Below are 18739 nucleotides of genomic sequence, written 5' to 3'. Positions count from 1 at the left end.
GCATGAAATGTTGCAATGCGATAGACGGCATCCATGAATACGTATGCACTGTCGCGGTCGCGATTGCATGCAGCCATTAAGCTCCCCGACAAGCCGCGGAAGGACCGCCCTTGGGGTGTGTCGCTGCAATCAGGGCAGGAACCCAATGGATATACGAAAGAGTGATGCACCCTGGTGGCGCGGCGCCGTCACCTACCAAATCTATCCGCGCAGCTTTCTGGATACCGACGGCGATGGCGTGGGTGATCTGCCGGGCATCATCGAGCGACTCGATTACGTGGCCAGCCTGGGCGTCGATGCGATCTGGATCGCACCGTTCTTCAGGTCGCCGATGGCCGACTTCGGCTATGACATTGCCGACTATCGCGATGTCGATCCGCTGTTCGGCACGCTGGCCGATTTCGACCGCCTGCTGGAAAGGGCCCACGGCCTGGGCCTGAAGGTGATGATCGATCAGGTGCTCAGCCATACCTCGGTCGAGCATGCGTGGTTCCACGAAAGCCGGCAGAGCCGCGACAACCCGAAGGCCGACTGGTATGTCTGGGCCGACGCACGGGCAGATGGCAGCGCGCCGAACAACTGGCTGTCGCTGTTCGGCGGTTCGGCATGGCAATGGGAGCCGCGTCGCGGTCAGTACTATCTGCACAACTTCCTGACTTCGCAGCCGGACCTGAATTTTCACAATCCGGACGTGCGCGCGGCGATCCTCGACAGCGTGCGTTTCTGGCTGGACAAGGGCGTGGACGGCGTGCGCCTGGATGCCATCAACTTCTGCTTCCACGATCGCGAGTTGCGCGACAACCCGCCCAAGCCGAAGGAGCGGCGCGTGGGCCGCGGCTTCAGTCCGGACAACCCCTACGCGTTCCAGTACCACTACTACAACAACACGCAGCCGGAGAACCTGGCGTTTCTTGGCGAGCTGCGTGCATTGATGGACGGTTATCCGGACGTGGCTGCGCTGGGCGAAATCTCCTCGGAGGATTCGCTGGCGACGATGGCCGAATATACCCGGCATGGCCGTCTGCACATGGGTTACAGCTTCGAGCTGCTGACCGACGATTTCAGTGCCGCGCATGTCCGCGGCACGGTGCAGACGCTGGAAGCGCAGATGACCGAGGGCTGGCCGTGCTGGGCCATCTCCAACCACGATGTCGAGCGCGTGCTGACACGCTGGGGCAAGGGCAAGCCTTCCAGCCAACTGGCCAATCTGCTCACCGCGATGGTCTGTTCGCTGCGTGGTTCGGTATGTGTCTATCAGGGTGAGGAGCTGGGCCTGACCGAGGCTGAAGTTCCCTATGAATCGTTGCAGGATCCCTATGGCATTGCGTTCTGGCCGCAGTTCAAGGGACGCGACGGTTGTCGCACGCCGATGCCGTGGAGCGACGATGCGCACGCCGGCTTCAGCCGCGGCATGCCGTGGCTGCCGGTACCGCGTGAGCATCGTTTGCTGGCGGTGGCACACCAGGATGCCGACCCGCATTCGGTGTTGAACGGCTTTCGCACCTTCATGCATTGGCGCCAGTCGCAGCCGGTGCTGCGCTGGGGCGACATCCATTTCCTCGATACGGCCGAGCCTGTTCTGGCGTTTACCCGCAGTCTGGCCGGGCAGACCATGCTGGTGGTGTTCAACCTCGCCGATACGGCGACCGAACTGGCATTGCCGGGCGCGCTCGGCAAGCCGGTGGTCGTGGATGGCCATGGCCTGCTGCAAGGCCACCTTGACGGCGGCCAACTGCACCTGCCGGGTTACGGCGTGTGGTTTGCCAGCGTGGCTTGATGCGCATGATGCATCGCCGCCTGTTCATCGCCTGTCTGTTGCTGCTGGCGTGCTGCGCGGGTTGTGGCTGGGCAGCAGTCGTGCCCGTAGCGGCTGCAGTCGCCGGTGCCGATGGCACCGTGGTGCGCCTGCAGCTCGATGCGCCGGCCTTCGCGCCGGAGCGGATCAAGGTGGCGATCTACCTGCCGCCGGGCTATGGCAGCGCCGCCGCAGCGAGCCGACGCTTTCCGGTGCTGTATGCGAACGACGGTCAGGACATGCCGGCCGTGGCGCTGCAGGCAACACTGGCGCGGCTCTATCGCGAACATGCGATCGAACCGGTCATCGTGGTCGCGATCGACATGCTCGCCGATCGCGCCAGCGGCTACGGTCTGTCCGATCGCGCGACAGGGCGCAGCGTGACCGGTGGTTCGCGGATCGGGCCGATCGGCACGCGGGCGCAGGACTATTCCGCCTGGGTCGCCACGGCGCTGGTGCCGTATATCGACGCGCATTACCGCACGCGCCGATCCGTCCACGAGCGCACCATGCTTGGCTGGTCGCTGGGTGCGCTGAATGCGTTCAACCTTGGCTGGGAGTATCCGGACGTGTTCGGCCGGATCGGTACGTTTTCGCCTTCGTTCTGGCTGGCCGCCGACCGCAGCAGCGCCACGGCGATCGAGCACACGCGACTGGTGCAGGGCATGGTAGACCGTGGGCCGCGGCGCGACGGCCTGAAAATGTGGTTCGCGGTGGGCACGGCAGAGGAAACCAGCGATCGCGACGGCAACGGCATCATCGATGCGGTCAACGACGTGCAGGATGTCATCGGCGGCTATCGCGGTACCGACGGCTTCCATGCGCGCGGCCTGAAGCAGCTTGGCTACTCGGTCGACATGGATTACGCGAGGCACGCATCGCGCACGGCCGATGTCTCGCTGTTCCTGCTGCAGGGCGGCCACCACAACCAGGCGGCGTGGGGACAGATGCTGCCGCCATTCCTGCTGTGGGCCTACGGCCAGCATTGAACCTGGTGCAGCAGTGCTCTTGACCCCCTCCCCTGCAAGCAGGGGAAGGAGCACGTTGCACATTGCTTGCTTGCGTTCTGCAGCTGCTGCATCGCGCGCAGCATGGAACTCCGAATCCTTGATCCGCTGAAAGGAGCCTCGAAACCCTCCCCATGTCGTCATCCCGGCGAAGGCTGGGATCGCTGTGCTTTTGCAGCGGAAAAATGCGATCCCGGCCTTCGCCGGGATGACGATGAAAATGCGGACTGTTCGAGGTGCCCTCCAGTCGCTCCTGCAAAAGCGGTGTTACTTGCGCTCGGCCGCCGTCGCGTCGCGGGTGGCGCGGAACTCCGAATCCTTGCTCCAGTCCGGCCACTGGTCGGAGTTGGCGAGCTGGCTGCCTACGGTGTAGAGCAGCTGCAGGTCGCGTGCCATGCCGGTGAACGGCCAGCTTGCCTGCCACTCGTCAGACGGCTGGTGATAGTGCTTGGCAACGTACTCGTCTTCGGCGGCCTTGCCGGCCTTGAGGCCGCCATCGACCCAGTCATTGCCCGAGCCGAACGAGATCGCCGGGACGCCGCGCTTGGCGAACGAGAAGTGATCGGAGCGGAAGAAGTGGCCGGCTTCCGGCTTCGGATCGGGTGTGTAGCTCATGCCGTATTGCTTCGCGTCGGCGATCAGGTCGTCGAGCAGGCCCAGCTTGGCACTGCCGGAGATGGTGAAGTTGCGCGCCGGGCCGTGCGGATCGAGTGCGTCCATGTTGAGCACGCCGGCGGTGGTGGCCAGCGGGTACAGCGGATTCGTCGCGTAGTATTCCGAGCCGAGCAGGCCTTTCTCCTCGGCGGTGACGTTGAGGAACACCACTGAACGTTCGGGCCGGGGTGCATGTGCGAACGCGCGTCCCAGTTCGATCAGCGCCGCCGTGCCGGTGGCATTGTCGACCGCGCCGTTGTAGATGCGATCGCCCTTCGCGTCGGGCTGGCCGACGCCGAGATGATCCCAGTGCGCGCTGTAGATCACCGTTTCGTCCGGGCGCTTGCTGCCTTCGATGCGGCCGACGATGTTGTGCGAGGTGATCACGCTCTTGTCGACCTTGAAGCTGGCCGACAGGCTTTCACCCTTCAATGTCACCGGCTTGAAGTCGCGCGTCTGCGCCTGCTTCTTCAGCGCGTCGAAATCCAGTCCGGCCTGCTTGAACATCGCGACGGCGAGATCGCGCTGGATCCACGCTTCCAGCTGCGGATGCACGGCGGCGGGCTTGTCGCGCACGATGTCGAACATCGTGTTGGTGTTGGAGTTCTTCACCGTGGCCCAGCCGTACGAGGCGGGAGCAGTCTCGTGCACGATCAGCACACCCAGCGCGCCCTGGCGCGCAGCCTCTTCGTATTTGTAGGTCCAGCGACCGTAGTAGGTCATCGCCTTGCCGCCGAAATCGCCTACGCCGGTCTCGAAATCGGGATCGTTGATCAGCACCACCGCGATCTTGCCGTGCAGGTCGACGCCCTTGAAATCATCCCAGTGACGCTCCGGAGCCTTCACGCCGTAGCCGACGAAGACCAGCGGCGCGTTGGCGATGGCGACGGAGGTCGAGCCGTCCATGGGGGCGCGCACGGCAATCTCGTTGCCTTGCGTCAGCGCCTGCTCCTTGCCGTCCAGGGCAAGCGTCAACCTTGGCGTGCCGATGATCTCGGTGCGCAGCAGCGGTACGGCCTGGGTCCACGTGCGCTTGCCGTCCTTGAGGTCGCCGCCGGGCTGCAGGCCGGCGGCCTTCATCTGCGCCACCATGTAATCGATGGTCTTCGTTTCGGCCGGCGTGGCCGGACCACGGCCCTCGAACGCATCGGAGGACAGGGTCTTCACTTCGTCGGACAGGCGGTGTGGATCGAACGTGGGTGCCGATACGCTGGCGGCCATCAAGGCCGAAGATACGGCCAGGGCAAGAGTGGAAAGCATCAGTCGCTTCACGGGCGATACCTGTCGCGGGGGAGGGAACACCCGATACTAGTAAGCGACCGCGTACCGGTCCACCCAACCGATGGCCCAGGCCGGCGATGCTGCATTGCGGCCCGGCGCACCAGGGATGCGCCGGGCCGCCTTTCGGTATTACTCGGTGCCGACCACCTTGCCGGTGCCGGCGTCGATTTTCAGCCGGACGTGGTTGCCGGCCGGATTTTCGGCCTTGGCGTTCCACAGGCCATCCTTGTAGTCCACGTCGTGGACATGCGTATAGCCCTGGGTTTCCAGCGAGGCGCGTACATCGCGTTCACTCAGTCGCGACACCTGTGCGTCGGGATAGATCTGGCCGCTTTTCGCATCGATGCGGATAGCCACACGCTTGCCGTTGGCGCTTCTGGCATGGGCATACCACATGCCGTCACGAAACTTGAGGTCGTGCACCTTGGTATAGCCCTGTTCGGTGAGCGTGCTGTGCACCTGCGGCTCGGTCATGGCCTGCTGCGCGAATGCCATGCCGGAAATTCCCAGCGAAAACGTGCCCAACGCGAGCGCGAAAGTCAGTGAAGTGATCTTGTTCTTCATGTGACGGTTCCTCGTTGCTTGCAGGAAACCCGAGTCTTGGCCGGCCGAGGTCAACCTGCGATGAACAAGAGGGCAGGGCGTGCCCGTTCTGTCGTACGATTCGTCATGTCAGTACGCGGGATTTGCTTCATGCCGACCGGATTCCGGCCAGCCTGAACATAGCCTGTGCCGACGCGGAAGCGGCTGCCAAGCCGCACTGGCAGCATGTCGGGCATGGCCTCGGGTTTGCTGGCCGGTGAAGCGTATGGCGCGGCTTGATATGGCCAATGCGGAGTGGTTGTGATCGACATCCTCGTTTGTACAGGGAACCTTGCTTCGTGAGTCAGTCGATTCCGCATGATGATCCGCCCGGTACCGGCGATGCTCCTGTGAGCGCGGACCGCAGCGTTTTCGCGATCCTTCTCGCGCTCTATCTCCTGGTCCTGTTTCCCATACTGCGCGCGAACCGCTATTTCGATGACGATCTGAAGCGCGCGCTGGTCGGGCATACCGGTTGGGATTCCAACGGCCGGCCGCTGACGACCCTGCTGATGCGGCTGCTGCAGTACTACGACTCCGCCATGGTGGACATCTCGCCGCTGACCCAGATCGGGGCCATCGCCATCCTCGCCTGGGCTGGTGTGCTGATCGCACGCCGGTACGCCATCGGCTCGCCATGGATGGCTGCGCTGGTGGCATTCCCGCTTGGCGCGCAGCCGTTCTACATGGAAAGCCTTTCCTACAAGTTCGATGCCCTGAGCATGAGCATGGCGATGCTGCTTGCCCTGCTGCCGATGATTGCGCTCAGGGATACCCGTCGGGACTGGTGGCTGGGAGTTCTCGCGCTTTTTGCAAGCCTCTGTTTCTATCAGCCGGCCATCAATGCCTGCCTGATCTTCATCCTGCTGGAGCTGGTGCTGGCCCAGCTGCAGGACAAACAGCCACGCCAGCTGGCGATGCAGTTCCTGTCACGCGCACTGCAGGCGGGCCTGGCCATGCTGATCTATCAGCTCGTCGTCGGCATCCACATCCACGGCTGGGTAAGGCAGCAAAGCGAAAAGATCCACGGGCTGCACGATCTTCCGGTGGTGAAGGTCAATATCGTCGATTTCCTTGTTTTCATCGGCAGCAGTTTCAATGTGCAGTGGTGGCGGTACTTCGCCCCGGTGCTGATCCTGCTGGCGTTGTTCCCCGTGATCGTCGGCATCCGCTACGCGCTGAGGGCGCGCCTCACGCAGCCGCTCTGGGTCAGCGCGATCCTGTTCGCCACCAGTCTGCTGTTGCCGCTGGCCGCGCTCGCCTGCGTATTCGGGCCGATGCTGGTGCTGCTCAAGCCGGAGATCGAGCCGCGTGTGCTGATGGGCGTGGGCGCGCTGCTGGCGGCGGCGCTGATCGTCATGCAGTCGGCGTTGCGGCAGTGGCATCGGTCCGGGAAGTGGGCCCTGGCGGCAGCGTGCATGCTTGCACTGGGCATGTGCACCTTTGCCAGCGCGTACGGCAACGCCCTGGGCGAGCAGAAAATTTACGAGGACCGGATCGCTGCGCATCTTGCCGAGGATCTTGCCGAGTTGAAGGTGGAGCACCCCATCCGCGCCCTGCTGCTCGACGGCAGCATCGGCTATGCACCGGTCACCGCGCATATCGCCGAACAATTCCCGCTGGTGCATACGCTGATCATTCCGTACATGCAGGTGGGCGACGTGTTCCACACCCACATGTTCCTGATGTACTACATCCCTGATGTCGTCGACATGCGCTTCGAGCCCAGCGCCGCGGATCTGCAGCGGCAGCCGGCGCTGCTGGCAAGGGCCTGCCAGACGCCTCCCGCACGGAACACGCGCTTTTACAGCCTGTCCCTGGTCGACGATACCGCCGTGGTGATGCTCCGTTCGGCCCGTCAACAACGCTGTGCCACGGCTGTCGTGTCCCGGCCGGATTGAGTTGTCGAGAGATTCGGGCAGCCCGGGCTTTCGCGGCATGTGAAATATCGCGGGGGCCGTTCGACGGGTGTCCAGCCACCGGCGCCGGTTCCCGCTGCCTGCCTTGCAGCCATGACTTCCGGCAGGGCTTTCGCTATCGTTTGATATGTTATAGCGTTTCATTGGATTTTTCCGTGTTTCCTCCTTGCTCTCGAAGACGCGTTCGCATGAAAAAAACGTGGGCTGACGTGTTTGCCGCAACCAGCAAGACAGGTGGGGGGAGGACAGGGGGAATTTCGTCTTTTGCGAACGCGTCACTATCGCGGCCACCGATTCTCCCCGCGCTGCTGGCCTGCTTGCTGGTTGCCGGTTGCACGGTCGGCCCCGACTTCAGGAAGCCGGCTGCGCCCGATGTCAGCGGCTATACCTCCCGCCCACTTTCGACCACTGCGGCAACCCCGAAGGTTGCTGGTGGTGAAGCCCAGCACTTTGCCGAGGGCAGCGATATTCCCGGCGACTGGTGGACGCTGTTCCATTCCGCTCCGCTCAATGCGCTGATCGAACAGTCGCTCACCAACAACGCCGACTTGAAGGCGGCGCAGGCGGCATTGTCGGTGGCCAGGGAGAACGTGCTGGCGCAACGAGGTGCCTACTACCCCAGCGTCTCGGCGAGCTTTTCGGCCAGTCGCCAGAAGACGCCGGGGACTATCTCGCCCACGCCCAGCTCAAACGCACTTCTGTACAACGTGTTCACTCCCCAGGTCAGCATTTCGTATGCCCCCGACCTTTTCGGCCTGAACCGCCGCACCGTGGAATCGGTGAAGGCGCAGGAACAGGCCGTTCGTTTCCAGATGATCGCAACGCACGTCACGTTGAGCACCAACGTGGTCGTCGCGGCGGTGCAGGAAGCATCGCTGCAGGCGCAGATCGATGCGACGCGCCAGCTGATCGACATCAACACCAGGATGCTGCAAACCCTGCAGTACCAGTTTGCGAAGGGTTATGCCGGCCGGCTTGATGTCGCCGCGCAGGAATCGCAGCTCGCGCAGGTCACCGCAACGCTGCCGCCGCTGCTCAAGCAGCTGGCCCAGCAGCGGCACCTGCTGGCTGTGCTGGTCGGGCGGTTTCCGAGCCAGGCGCCGGCCGAGAAGTTCGAGCTTTCGAGTCTGCGGTTGCCGCAGGACCTGCCGGTGAGCCTCCCCTCGGCACTCGTGGCGCAGCGCCCGGATGTGCGTCAGGCCGAGGCCAACATGCACGCCGCCAGCGCCCAGATCGGCATCGCCACGGCGAACCGGCTACCGAATATCCAGTTGACCGCGGATGCCGGCAGCACGGCGCTGGCCATCGGCCAGGTATTCAAGGCAGGTACGGGTTTCTGGGATCTGGGCGCGGCCATCACCGCGCCGATTTTCCAGGGCGGCACGTTGCTGCACCAGCAGCGCGCCGCGAAGGCAGCCTATGTCGAAGCGGCCGAGCAATATCGCAGCACGGTGCTGACGGCCTTCCAGAATGTCGCCGATACCCTGGTGGCGCTCGACCAGGATGCCGATGGCCTGAAGTCCGCTGCCGCTGCCGCCGATGCCGCCAAGGTCACCCTGGACCTGTCGCAGCGGCAATGGAAGGACGGTTATGCCAGCTATCTCTCGCTGTTGAGTGCGGAGCAGGCCGATCTGCAGGCCCGGATCAACCTGGTGCAGGCCCAGGCCAATCGTTATGCCGACACGGCCGCGTTGTTCCAGGCGCTTGGCGGTGGCTGGTGGCATCGCGCCGAGCTGCTGCAGGCAGCTCCAAAGCAGGCAGGCCCAGACCAAGCAGGCCCCGACCAGGCGGATTCAATCCGGGATCAAGATGAAAAATAAATCTCTTTACGCGATGCCGGATGCGGAACACCGGGGCAGATGGCTGCGCACATTCGCTGCTGCGGGCATGCTGGTGACGACGCTCGTGCTGACCCCGGGTTGCTCCAGCAAGACGGACAACGACACGCAGACAGCCTCGGCGACGCCCCGCAATGTCAGCTTGACGGCCGACCAGCGCAAGAGCATCCATCTTTACACCGTTGCACCGTCGCAGTTCCGCAAGACGGTCGAGGCCACCGGTGCGGTGGACTTCGACAACGATCAGGCCACCAGTGTACTGGCGCCGTTCTCGGGGCCGGTGTCACGACTGCTCGTTTCTCCCGGCCAGCACGTCAAGAAAGGCGAGCCGCTGGCGGAAGTGGATTCGCCCGATTTTGCCGCAGCCGTCAGCGCCTATGTCAAGGCCATCGTCACCGCAAAGAATGCCCGTCGGCTAGCCGACGCGGACAAGGACCTTGTCCAGCACAATGGCGTTTCACAGCGCGAAAACGAGCAGGCTCAGACCGACGCAGCCAACGCCGAGGCAGACCGTGACGCCGCCCGGCAGGCGCTGGTGTCGCTGGATGTGGATCCGCAGGTCATCAGGGACATCCAGGCTGGCCGGTCGGTGTCGCGTATCGAGGGCATCATCCGCTCGCCGATCACCGGCACCGTGGCGGAAAAACTGATCACGCCCGGGCAACTGCTGCAGGCAGGCACCACACCGTGCTTCACCGTGGCCGATCTTTCGCGGGTCTGGGTGATGGCGCAGATTTCCGCTTCCGAGCTGGCTTCGGTCAGCGTGGGTGATACCGCCCAGGTGGAGACCGGCATCGCTTCCACCCACCTTGCCGGAACCGTGGACAACATCTCGGCCCTGGTCGACCCCGACACCCGTGCGGTGATCGCCCGCGTGGTCGTCGAAAATCCGAAAGGCCTTCTGAAAAAGCAGATGTATGTCCGCGTGCGGATCCAGGCGCGCCAGCCAAGCAGCGGGCTGCTGGTTCCGGTGTCGGCGATCCTGCGTGACGACGAGAACCTGCCGTTTGTCTATGCCGTCCAGCACGACGGCAGCTTCGCGCGCCAGCATGTCACCCTGGGTTCCCGCACCGGGGACCAGTACGTGATTCCGGAAGGGCTCAAGGCCGGCGACCAGATCGTGGTCGATGGCGCCATCTTCGTCCAGTTCATGCAAAGCCAATGAGCGACCAGGCACCTTCATCGCCGTCGCGGACGGCGTCGCTCATGAACCGGGTCGTGGCCTCTTCGCTGAGCCAGCCCTTTCTCGTCATCCTGATGATGCTCGTGCTGATCGGCGCGGGAGCGCGCTCGCTGCAGCGCCTGCCGGTGGACGCCTATCCGGATCTGTCGCCGCCCATCGTCGAGATCATCACCCAGTGGCCCGGGCATACCGCCGAGGAAGTGGAGCGGCTGATCACGGTACCGGTCGAAATCGGCATGACCGGCATTCCGAAGACGGACAACGTCCGCTCGATCTCGCTGTATGGATTGTCCGATGTCATCATCACATTCCACAACGGCGCGGGTGACGACTACACACGCCAGCAGGTTTTCAACCTGCTGCCCGGTGTCAGCCTGCCGAGCGGGGTGACCCCTTCGGTGTCGCCGCTGTCCTCGCCATCGGGCCTGATCTACCGCTACGTGTTGCAGAGTTCGGATCGGTCGCCGATGGAGCTCAAGACGCTCGAGGCCTGGACCATCGAACCCCAGTACAAGTCGGTTCCCGGGGTGGCGGACGATTCGGGATTCGGCGGCGGCACCATGCAATACCAGGTGCTGCTCGATCCGGTGAAGGTTGCCGGCGCCGGCCTGTCGGTGCAGCAGGTGGAAGCCTCGCTGACGGCGAACAACAGCAACGCCGGCGGCGGCTTCTATTCGCAAGGCGGCCAGTTCTATTACGTGCGCGGCCTGGGCCGCATGGAAACGCTGGAAGACATCGGCAACGTGGTGCTGGCGGTGCATAACGGCACCCCGATCCTGCTGAAGGATGTCGGCCGCGTGGTCATCGGCATTGCGCCGCGGCTGGGCGAGTTCGGCTACGAGAAACAGAACGACGCGGTGGAGGGCGTCATCCTGCTGCGTACGGGTGAAAAGGCGCAGGACGTCCTGAAAGGAGTCGAGGCGAAGACGAAGGAACTCAACGAGCAGGTCCTGCCCAAGGATGTGAAGGTCGTTCCGTTCTACGACCGCAGCGACCTGATCGCACTGACCACGAAGGTTGTCGAGGACAACCTGCTGCGCGGCATGGTGCTGGTCGTCGTGATCCTCATCTTCTTCCTCTACGATTTCCGCGCCGGACTGATCGTCGCCACCACCATCCCGCTGGCGCTGCTGTTCGCGTTCATCTGTCTGGACCTCCAGCAAGCCTCGGCCAACCTGCTGTCCATCGGCGCGATCGATTTCGGCATCCTGGTGGACGGCGCGGTGGTGATGGTGGAGAACATTTTCCGCCAGGTTGCCGACCGCAAGGGAACGTCGCTCAGCATCAAGGAGATCATCCTGGACGCTGCAGCAGAGGTGGATCGCCCGCTGTTCTATGCCGTCGCGGTCATCGTGGCCAGTTTTCTGCCGATCTATGTGCTGTCCGGTCCGTCGGGAACCCTGTTCAAGCCGATGGCGGACACGATGGTTTTCGCCCTGGTCGGCTCCCTCATCGTCACCCTGGTGCTGTTGCCGGTGCTGTGCGCGTACTTCATGCGCCATGGTGTGCGTGAACGGCGCAATGCCGCTTTCGAGGCGATCAAATCGGTTTACACCAAGGGTCTCGATCTCTGCCTTGCCCGTCCATGGTGGACGACAGGTGTGGCGACCATTCTGCTGGCCGGTTCGCTGCTGCTGATCCCGTTCATCGGCGGTGAGTTCATGCCGCAGCTGGATGAAGGCGCGTTGTGGGTGCGTGCCACGATGCCCTATACGATTTCGTTCGACGAGTCCGCGAAGATCACGCCCGAAATCAGGGACATCCTGCGCTCCTTTCCCGAGGTCACCACGGTCGCCTCGGAACTGGGCCGGCCCGACGACGGCACCGATTCGACCGGTTTCTTCAACGTCGAGTTCTATGTCGGCCTGAAACCCTACTCGGAATGGACCGGCCGCTATCACACCAAGGCTGCGCTGACCGAGGCCATCAACCAGAAACTGCAGGCGTTCCCCGGCATCATCTTCAACTACACCCAGCCGGCCGAGGATGCGGTGGACGAGGCAGAGTCGGGCCTGAAGAGCGCCCTGGCGGTCAAGGTGTTCGGCCCCAACCTGGATACGCTGCAGCAGAAGGGCAAGGCCATCAAGCAGATCCTGGAGAAGGTGCGCGGCATCCACGACGTGACCCTGGTGAAGGAGCTTGGCCAACCCAGCCTGACCATCAAGATCAATCGCGCGGCGATTGCCCGCTATGGATTGAACGTCGACGACATCAATGCCCTGATCACCACCGCCATCGGCGGCGACGTGGCTACCCAGGTGGTGCAGCAGGAAAAGCAGTTCGATCTCGTGGTCCGCCTCGATCGCCCGTACCGGGACACCCCCGAGGAAATCGGCAACATCCCGGTGGCGACACCCGGTGGGCAGCAGATCCCGCTCAAGGAATTCGCGGACATCCGCGTGACCAACGGCGCCTCGTTCATCTACCGCCAGAACAATTCGCGCTACATCGGCGTGCAGTTCTCGGTGCAGGGCCGCGACCTGGCCGGCGCAGTGGAAGACGCCATCCAGCAGGTCAACAAGAAGGTCGTCATGCCGCAGGGCTACCATCTGGACTGGGGTGGCGAATACACCGAATACACGGCATCGCGCGCGCAGCTCAACGTCATCCTGCCGCTGACCCTGGCGCTGATCTTCCTGCTGCTGTTCACGCTCTACAGCAACTTCAAGTTCCCGTTGATCACCGTGCTCGGCGTGCTGCTGTCGGCCCCGGTCGGCGGCATCGTGGCGCTCTGGCTCACCGGCACGCCGTTCTCGGTGTCGTCCGGCATCGGCTTCCTGGCCCTGTTCGGCGTCTCGGTGCAGACGGCTGTCGTCTACATCTCCTACGTCAACGAACTTCGGCGCAGCGGCACCGGTATCACCGAGGCTATCCGTGAAGGCGCCATCCTGCGTCTTCGCCCGATCATGATGACCGCATTGGTGGCGGCGCTGGGGCTATTGCCGGCGGCATTGTCCACCGGCGTCGGCACGGATACCCAGCGACCGTTTGCCCTCGTCATCGTCAGCGGCCTGTTCACGCGACTATTGATCAGCATCTTCCTGATGCCGGCGTTGTATGCACTGGTGGCGCGTTCGGATGATCGGCTCGAAGTGTGAGCGCGATCCTGGGCAACTGACCGCACAAACGAAAACGGCCTGCATTGATGCAGGCCGTTTGTATACATGGTGGCCGGGGACGGAATCGAACCGCCAACACAGGGATTTTCACTCTGTTCTTAAAGGTTTTTGAATATATTTCAATGTCAGCTGCTTACGGCGATTGCTGCAACTCAAACTTGTAGTTCAATCGCCCTTGATGCACATAAAACGGTGACATATCTCGACGAATATCCACTTTTGGCCCAGATATGCGCCGAACTACCTATAGACATGGCATCCGCCTGCATGGTCAGAGGCCATCCTTCGATAGCCGTCCTGTCGTCGTTGCCGCAAATTGATCTTGCACGGGAAGTCTGGTTCCTCGCCGATGCACCGAGCGCTCCGAACCGCAGCAACCCTGTTGCCCGGTTCATTGGCCCCCGAAAGGGGGCCTTTCTCGTTGGGGCTTTTGTTGATGCATGCCCTGCGGTGGTGGCTGTGTGATGCAAGAGAAGGCTTGGCCAAGGCTGTTGTGCCGGTGAACTTCGTAGACGCAACGCACAATGCGTCTTGGTAAGAATTTGCTATAACGCATGAACGTGATTGGTCAATGGCAGCGGATCGTCCCATCCACACAGCAATCCACGTCACAGGGGAATCAAATGGACTTCGTTCGGTGCGTGCTGCTGGGTATCGTTTTGGTAGGAAGTGCCACAACAAATTCTGCTACTGGCGTTGCTGCATCGACCAAGAGTGTGCATGGTGAACTTGCGAAGTCGTCAAGTGCTTCTTTTGCATCTGCGGGCGCGGCGGACACGGAAATATTTCCCGCGAAGAATGCTGCTGTTACTCAGACGAACGGCGTGTTCTACGGTCCTCCTTATATAGGTCTTTCATACGGAACCCAGGACGGCACGATCAGTGCTGCAGTCAGTGACTTTTGGGCGCACTACCAGCAGCAGTATGCATACGCGTTTCCAGGTTGCTCTTATCAGGTTTCACTGCACGATCCATATGAAAAAATCTACAACGTTCCCACGGTAGCAACGGTAAAAGTTAGCGGAACCTGTGGAGGAACCTCTGTCATCGTAGCTACCGCATACGATTATGCTCCCGGCAAAAACACCGGCAAGCCCTGCAACTGCGCAGGCGACCCCATTGACCTAGGTACCGGCAACGAATACCGCGACGATGAAGACGCATCGCTGGATGGACTGAGCTTTCGTCGTTACTACAACAGTCAAGCAGCCGTTGCTCCATCTCACGTCGGTGCCCATTGGCGGCACAGCTTCGATCGAAGCCTGGAGTATCTGAGCGACGGCACAACGTCGATAGTGACCGTGTTCCGACCGGATGGCTTGCAGGTGGTCTTCACCCTGCAGAATGGCCAATGGACAACCGATCCCGATGTCGCCGATCGTCTGACCTCGCAGACCAATGCGGCGGGCGCGATCACCGGATGGCTGTACTTTGATGCCAGCACGCGCTATCAGGAGGCGTACGACGCGAACGGTAACCTGCTGTCGATCACGGACACGAATGGCCAAGTCACTACCTTGGCGTACAGCACAGCCTCCACACCGACGAGCGTGGCGCCGTCGACCGGCCTGCTGCTGACAGTAACTGATTCGCGCGGGCGCTCGCTCAACTTCACCTACAACGCGCAAGGTAACGTGGCCACCGTGACCCAGCCTGATGGCGGTGTACTCGGTTACGCCTATGGTACGAACGGCAATTTGGCGACCGTGACGTACCCCGACACGAAGACACGCCAGTACGTCTACAACGAAAGCACGCTCACTGGCGGCACCAATCTTCCCAATGCACTGACCGGTGACATCGACGAGTCAAACACCCGGCTAACGAGCATTGGCTACAACGCTCAAGGCCAAGCCACGAAGTCGACCTTGCCGGGAGGTGTCGATCTCACCCAGGTGGTCTACAACAGCAACAGCACGACCTCGGTAACGTATCCCACGGGTGTACAGGCGACCTTGAGTTTCGTGGTGCCCAATGGATCGGTGCATGCCAGCACCGTCAGTGCGCCTTGCGGTTCCAGCTGCGATCAGCCCAATGCCTCGGCGACATTCGATAGCAACGGCTACGTGGCCTCAACCACGGACTGGAACGGCAACATCACGAAGACCACTTACGACGCCAACGGCCTGCTCGATCAGCAGGTCGATGCCTTCGGCACGTCCAGCCAACGCACCACCAACACGACCTGGGACACCACGCTACGCGTTCCGCTAACGCGCACCGTGCTCAACGCGTCCGGCGCCACTGTCGCCTCGACGGCCTGGGTCTACAACACCGCTGGCCAACCGCTGGCCCGCTGCGAAATCGACCCCGCGGCGTCATACACCTGCGCCACCAACGGCACGCCGCCGACGGGTGTGCGCCGCTGGACATACACCTACTGCACGGCCGTCGATACGATCCAATGCCCGATCGTTGGCCTGCTGCTCTCCGTCGATGGTCCGCGTACGGATGTGGCTGATGTCACCACTTATACCTACTACCTGACCGACAGCGCCACCTCGCATCACGGCGACCTGCAGTCGGTGACCGATGCCTTGGGTCATACCACGACGTATCTGACCTACGACGGTGCGGGCCGCATTACCAGCCTGCAAGATGCCAATGGCGTCGTCACCACGCTGACCTATACCCCGCGCGGCTGGCTGGCTTCACGCAATGTCGGGGGCGCCACCACGACGATCGGCTACACGCCGTATGGCGCGGTCGCCTCGATCACCGATCCGGACAACGTCACCACCAGCTATACCTATGACGCGGCCCATCGCCTGACCCGTATCACCGATGCCCAAGGCAACTACGTCCAGTACACGCTGGATGCGGCAGGTAACAAGACGCAGGAGCAGGTCAACACCGCCAGCGGCAGCGTCACGCATAGCCTGAGCCGTCAGTTCAACACCTTGGGGCAGCTTACGGCTCTCGTCGACGGCCTCAGTCACACAGTCTTCAGCGCCGGCTACAGCGACAGTTACGATGCCAACGGCAACCTTGTGCACAGTGCCGATGCGTTGGGTTACCAGGGCCATCAGGGCTTCGATGCACTCAACCGATTGACCAGCACGATCGCCAACTACAACGGCACCGACACGGCCACACAGAACACCACCAGTACGGTGAATCTGGACGCGCTGGACCGCGTGGCGGGCGTCACCGATCCGACCTCTCTCAGTACCACCTACACCTACGACGGACTCGGCAACCGGACCCAGCTGCACAGCCCGGATACCGGCACCAGCACCGACACCTACGATGCCGCCGGCAACCGTCTGACACACACCGATGCCAACGGGGTCGTCAGCACGTCGACCTATGACGCGGGCAATCGGCTGGCCAGCACCAGCTACACCGACACCACGCTCAACGTCAGCTATGCCTACGACGAAGCCAACTCAGTGACCGGATGCACTGCGTCCAGTCCGGTCGGCCGATTGACGCGGGTGGTGGAAGGCGGTGTGACCACGGCGTTCTGCTATGACGCTCGAGGTAACGTCATCCAGAAGCGGCAGATAACGGCGAGCCAGACCGACAGCACGCTCTATGCGTACACCGCGGGAGATCGGTTGAGCGGCGTGAGTACACCCGATCAGACTGCCATCAGCTACACGTACGACAGCGATGGGCGCGTCAGTGGCGTGCAGGTGACCCCGGCAGGGGCCAGCACGGCATCGCCCACGGTGGTCAGCAACGTGACCTGGCTGCCGTTCGGGCCGATCAGCAGTTACACGCTGGGCAACGGCCAGGGCATTACGCGCAGCTATGACGCCAACTACCGGCTTACCGACCTGACGAGCTCGGCGCTGAACCTGCACTTCGCGCGGGATGCGATGGGTGATATCACGGCGATCGGCAATGCGGCTGGTGCCAACCCGGCCACGGAAACCTACAGCTACGATCCGTTGTATCGGCTCACCGGCATTGCCGATGCGGGCGCCACCCTGGAAAGCTACACCTACAATCAAACCGGCGATCGCATGAGCAAAACCGCGACCGATCTGGTCACGGGCGCCGGTAGCTATGCTTACACCCCCGGCACGCATCAGCTGGCCAGCATCGGCAGCGGCCCGCGAGCCAACGATGCCGACGGCAACACGACCGGTAGCGTGATCGGTGGCAATACCTACGGCTTTGCTTACAACGGCCGCAACCGCCTGACGATGGCGCAGCTCAATGGCCAGACGGTGGGCACTTACACCTACAACGCGATGGGCGAGCGCATCGGCAAGGTGGCCGCGTTCCCGCAGGCTACGACTGAACGTTACGCCTACGACGAAGCCGGCCAATTGATCGGCGAATACGGCACCACCAACCGCGACTACATCTGGCTGGGCGGTTTGCTGGTGGCGGTGATCGACAACACGATCAATGGCAGCATTACCACGAGCACGGTCAATTACCTGACGGCCGATCAACTGGGTGCGCCACGCGTGGTCACTGACGGCATGGGCACGGTGATCTGGCAGTGGGCCTATGTGGGCAACCCCTTCGGCGAGCAACAACCGACGTCATCAACGGGCTACGTGCTCAACTTGCGCTATCCGGGCCAGTACTACGACGCCGAGTCTGGCCTGTTACACAACGGATATCGCGATTACTGTGCAGCATGCGGACGCTATATACAGAGCGATCCGATGGGGTTATTTGGTGGGCAGATCAGTACTTATGCCTACGGCAATAACGCCCCGCTCAGCAACATTGACCCATTAGGGCTTGATTGTTCAGTAAGTGGCGGCTCTGTTACGTGCGCATATCCAGGTGGTGGGCCAGCCTTCCGACTTCCTGCGCCGTCCGATTTTCCGGCAAGCCTCGGTCCGAACGATTTTTGGTATCACAAGTATGACGTCACACGCTCGATCGGTTGTGCTGATCCAAACGACGTCATGCAAGGCCTTATTAACAATCCGACGCCTGGGAATCCGAATCCTGCCACCCCAGGTGGGACCCCCAACAACGCTGCGGTGCCCTTTGTCGCACCGAACAATCCCGTGACGTCTTACCTCACAAGCGATCTGAACACCGGCGCCCCGATTGTCGTAAATATAACTGGGGGCAACAGTGCCTTCGCTCCAGGGTATGTCGCCCGAACGGTTACAAATGGCGTGGCTCATACCTATGGTGAGGGCGATGCTTGGACACAGTCCGCGCTCGGCGGTGGAATAGGGCCGAACTGGGCCGCTAACCAAATCGTTTGGGGTGGCCAAATGAGCCAAATCATCGCCCAGTCAAAACAACAATGTGGCTGCACGCACTAGGATTACCTATGAAACGCAGAATAACTACCGTCCTGGGATTCTTGATCGCTCCCTTGGTACCCGTGGTCGTCGGCACTGCAATCAGTCCGCCGTCCAAGCTAGCAGACCTGGG

9 protein-coding genes are annotated in these 18739 nt (G+C 62.3%); 7 read left to right on the top strand and 2 right to left on the bottom strand.

The genetic code is table 11. The features are described 5' to 3' along the window. The first annotated feature begins 145 nt into the window (after positions 1 to 145). A complete protein-coding gene (locus ACYVKM_RS00655; protein WP_460875057.1) occupies positions 146 to 1777 on the top strand; it encodes an alpha-glucosidase family protein in 1632 nt (543 codons plus the stop codon). Positions 1778 to 1782: 5 nt separating this feature from the next. Next, positions 1783 to 2784, top strand: coding sequence for an alpha/beta hydrolase (locus ACYVKM_RS00650; RefSeq protein ID WP_460875056.1), 1002 nt, complete (start codon positions 1783 to 1785; stop codon positions 2782 to 2784). 285 nt (positions 2785 to 3069) lie between these two features. Here ACYVKM_RS00650 and ACYVKM_RS00645 read toward each other — a convergent pair whose 3' ends face one another. Both ACYVKM_RS00645 and ACYVKM_RS00640 read right to left on the bottom strand, forming a co-directional pair. Continuing rightward, positions 3070 to 4716 carry a M28 family metallopeptidase gene (locus ACYVKM_RS00645; RefSeq protein WP_460876473.1) on the bottom strand — a complete coding sequence of 549 codons (1647 nt, stop codon included), beginning with the start codon at positions 4714 to 4716 and terminating at the stop codon, positions 3070 to 3072. A 150-nt stretch (positions 4717 to 4866) separates the two neighbouring features. Next, entirely contained in the window at positions 4867 to 5301 is a 435-nt protein-coding gene (locus ACYVKM_RS00640; RefSeq protein WP_460875055.1) for a PepSY domain-containing protein, read from the bottom strand. Between the two features lie 317 nt (positions 5302 to 5618). Between ACYVKM_RS00640 and ACYVKM_RS00635 the strand changes: the two genes are divergently transcribed. The 5 genes from ACYVKM_RS00635 to ACYVKM_RS00615 all read left to right on the top strand — a co-directional run bounded on the left by ACYVKM_RS00635 (position 5619) and on the right by ACYVKM_RS00615 (position 18627). Next, complete coding sequence (locus ACYVKM_RS00635) at positions 5619 to 7220, top strand: glucosyltransferase domain-containing protein (RefSeq protein ID WP_460875054.1); 1602 nt, start codon at positions 5619 to 5621, stop codon at positions 7218 to 7220. Between the two features lie 206 nt (positions 7221 to 7426). Next, a complete protein-coding gene (locus ACYVKM_RS00630; RefSeq protein ID WP_460875053.1) occupies positions 7427 to 9058 on the top strand; it encodes an efflux transporter outer membrane subunit in 1632 nt (543 codons plus the stop codon). Beyond that, positions 9048 to 10241, top strand: coding sequence for an efflux RND transporter periplasmic adaptor subunit (locus ACYVKM_RS00625; protein ID WP_460875052.1), 1194 nt, complete (start codon positions 9048 to 9050; stop codon positions 10239 to 10241). Before ACYVKM_RS00630 ends, ACYVKM_RS00625 begins: the two co-directional genes overlap by 11 nt. Positions 10242 to 10294: 53 nt before the next feature. Beyond that, positions 10295 to 13357, top strand: coding sequence for an efflux RND transporter permease subunit (locus ACYVKM_RS00620; RefSeq protein ID WP_460875051.1), 3063 nt, complete (start codon positions 10295 to 10297; stop codon positions 13355 to 13357). A gap of 575 nt (positions 13358 to 13932) precedes the next feature. Beyond that, complete coding sequence (locus tag ACYVKM_RS00615) at positions 13933 to 18627, top strand: RHS repeat-associated core domain-containing protein (protein WP_460875050.1); 4695 nt, start codon at positions 13933 to 13935, stop codon at positions 18625 to 18627. Positions 18628 to 18739 lie beyond the last annotated feature (112 nt).

Source organism: Rhodanobacter koreensis (assembly GCF_054782855.1).
This window is presented reverse-complemented; position numbering and strand designations above follow the sequence as displayed.

Bases quoted from the DNA above. Each gene is read 5' to 3' on its own strand.
- ACYVKM_RS00640 (WP_460875055.1), bottom strand. From the start codon at position 5,301: ATGAAGAACAAGATCACTTCACTGACTTTCGCGCTCGCGTTGGGCACG.
- ACYVKM_RS00630 (WP_460875053.1), top strand. From the start codon at position 7,427: ATGAAAAAAACGTGGGCTGACGTGTTTGCCGCAACCAGCAAGACAGGT.
- ACYVKM_RS00645 (WP_460876473.1), bottom strand. From the start codon at position 4,716: ATGCTTTCCACTCTTGCCCTGGCCGTATCTTCGGCCTTGATGGCCGCC.
- ACYVKM_RS00655 (WP_460875057.1), top strand. From the start codon at position 146: ATGGATATACGAAAGAGTGATGCACCCTGGTGGCGCGGCGCCGTCACC.
- ACYVKM_RS00650 (WP_460875056.1), top strand. From the start codon at position 1,783: ATGATGCATCGCCGCCTGTTCATCGCCTGTCTGTTGCTGCTGGCGTGC.
- ACYVKM_RS00615 (WP_460875050.1), top strand. From the start codon at position 13,933: ATGAACGTGATTGGTCAATGGCAGCGGATCGTCCCATCCACACAGCAA.
- ACYVKM_RS00625 (WP_460875052.1), top strand. From the start codon at position 9,048: ATGAAAAATAAATCTCTTTACGCGATGCCGGATGCGGAACACCGGGGC.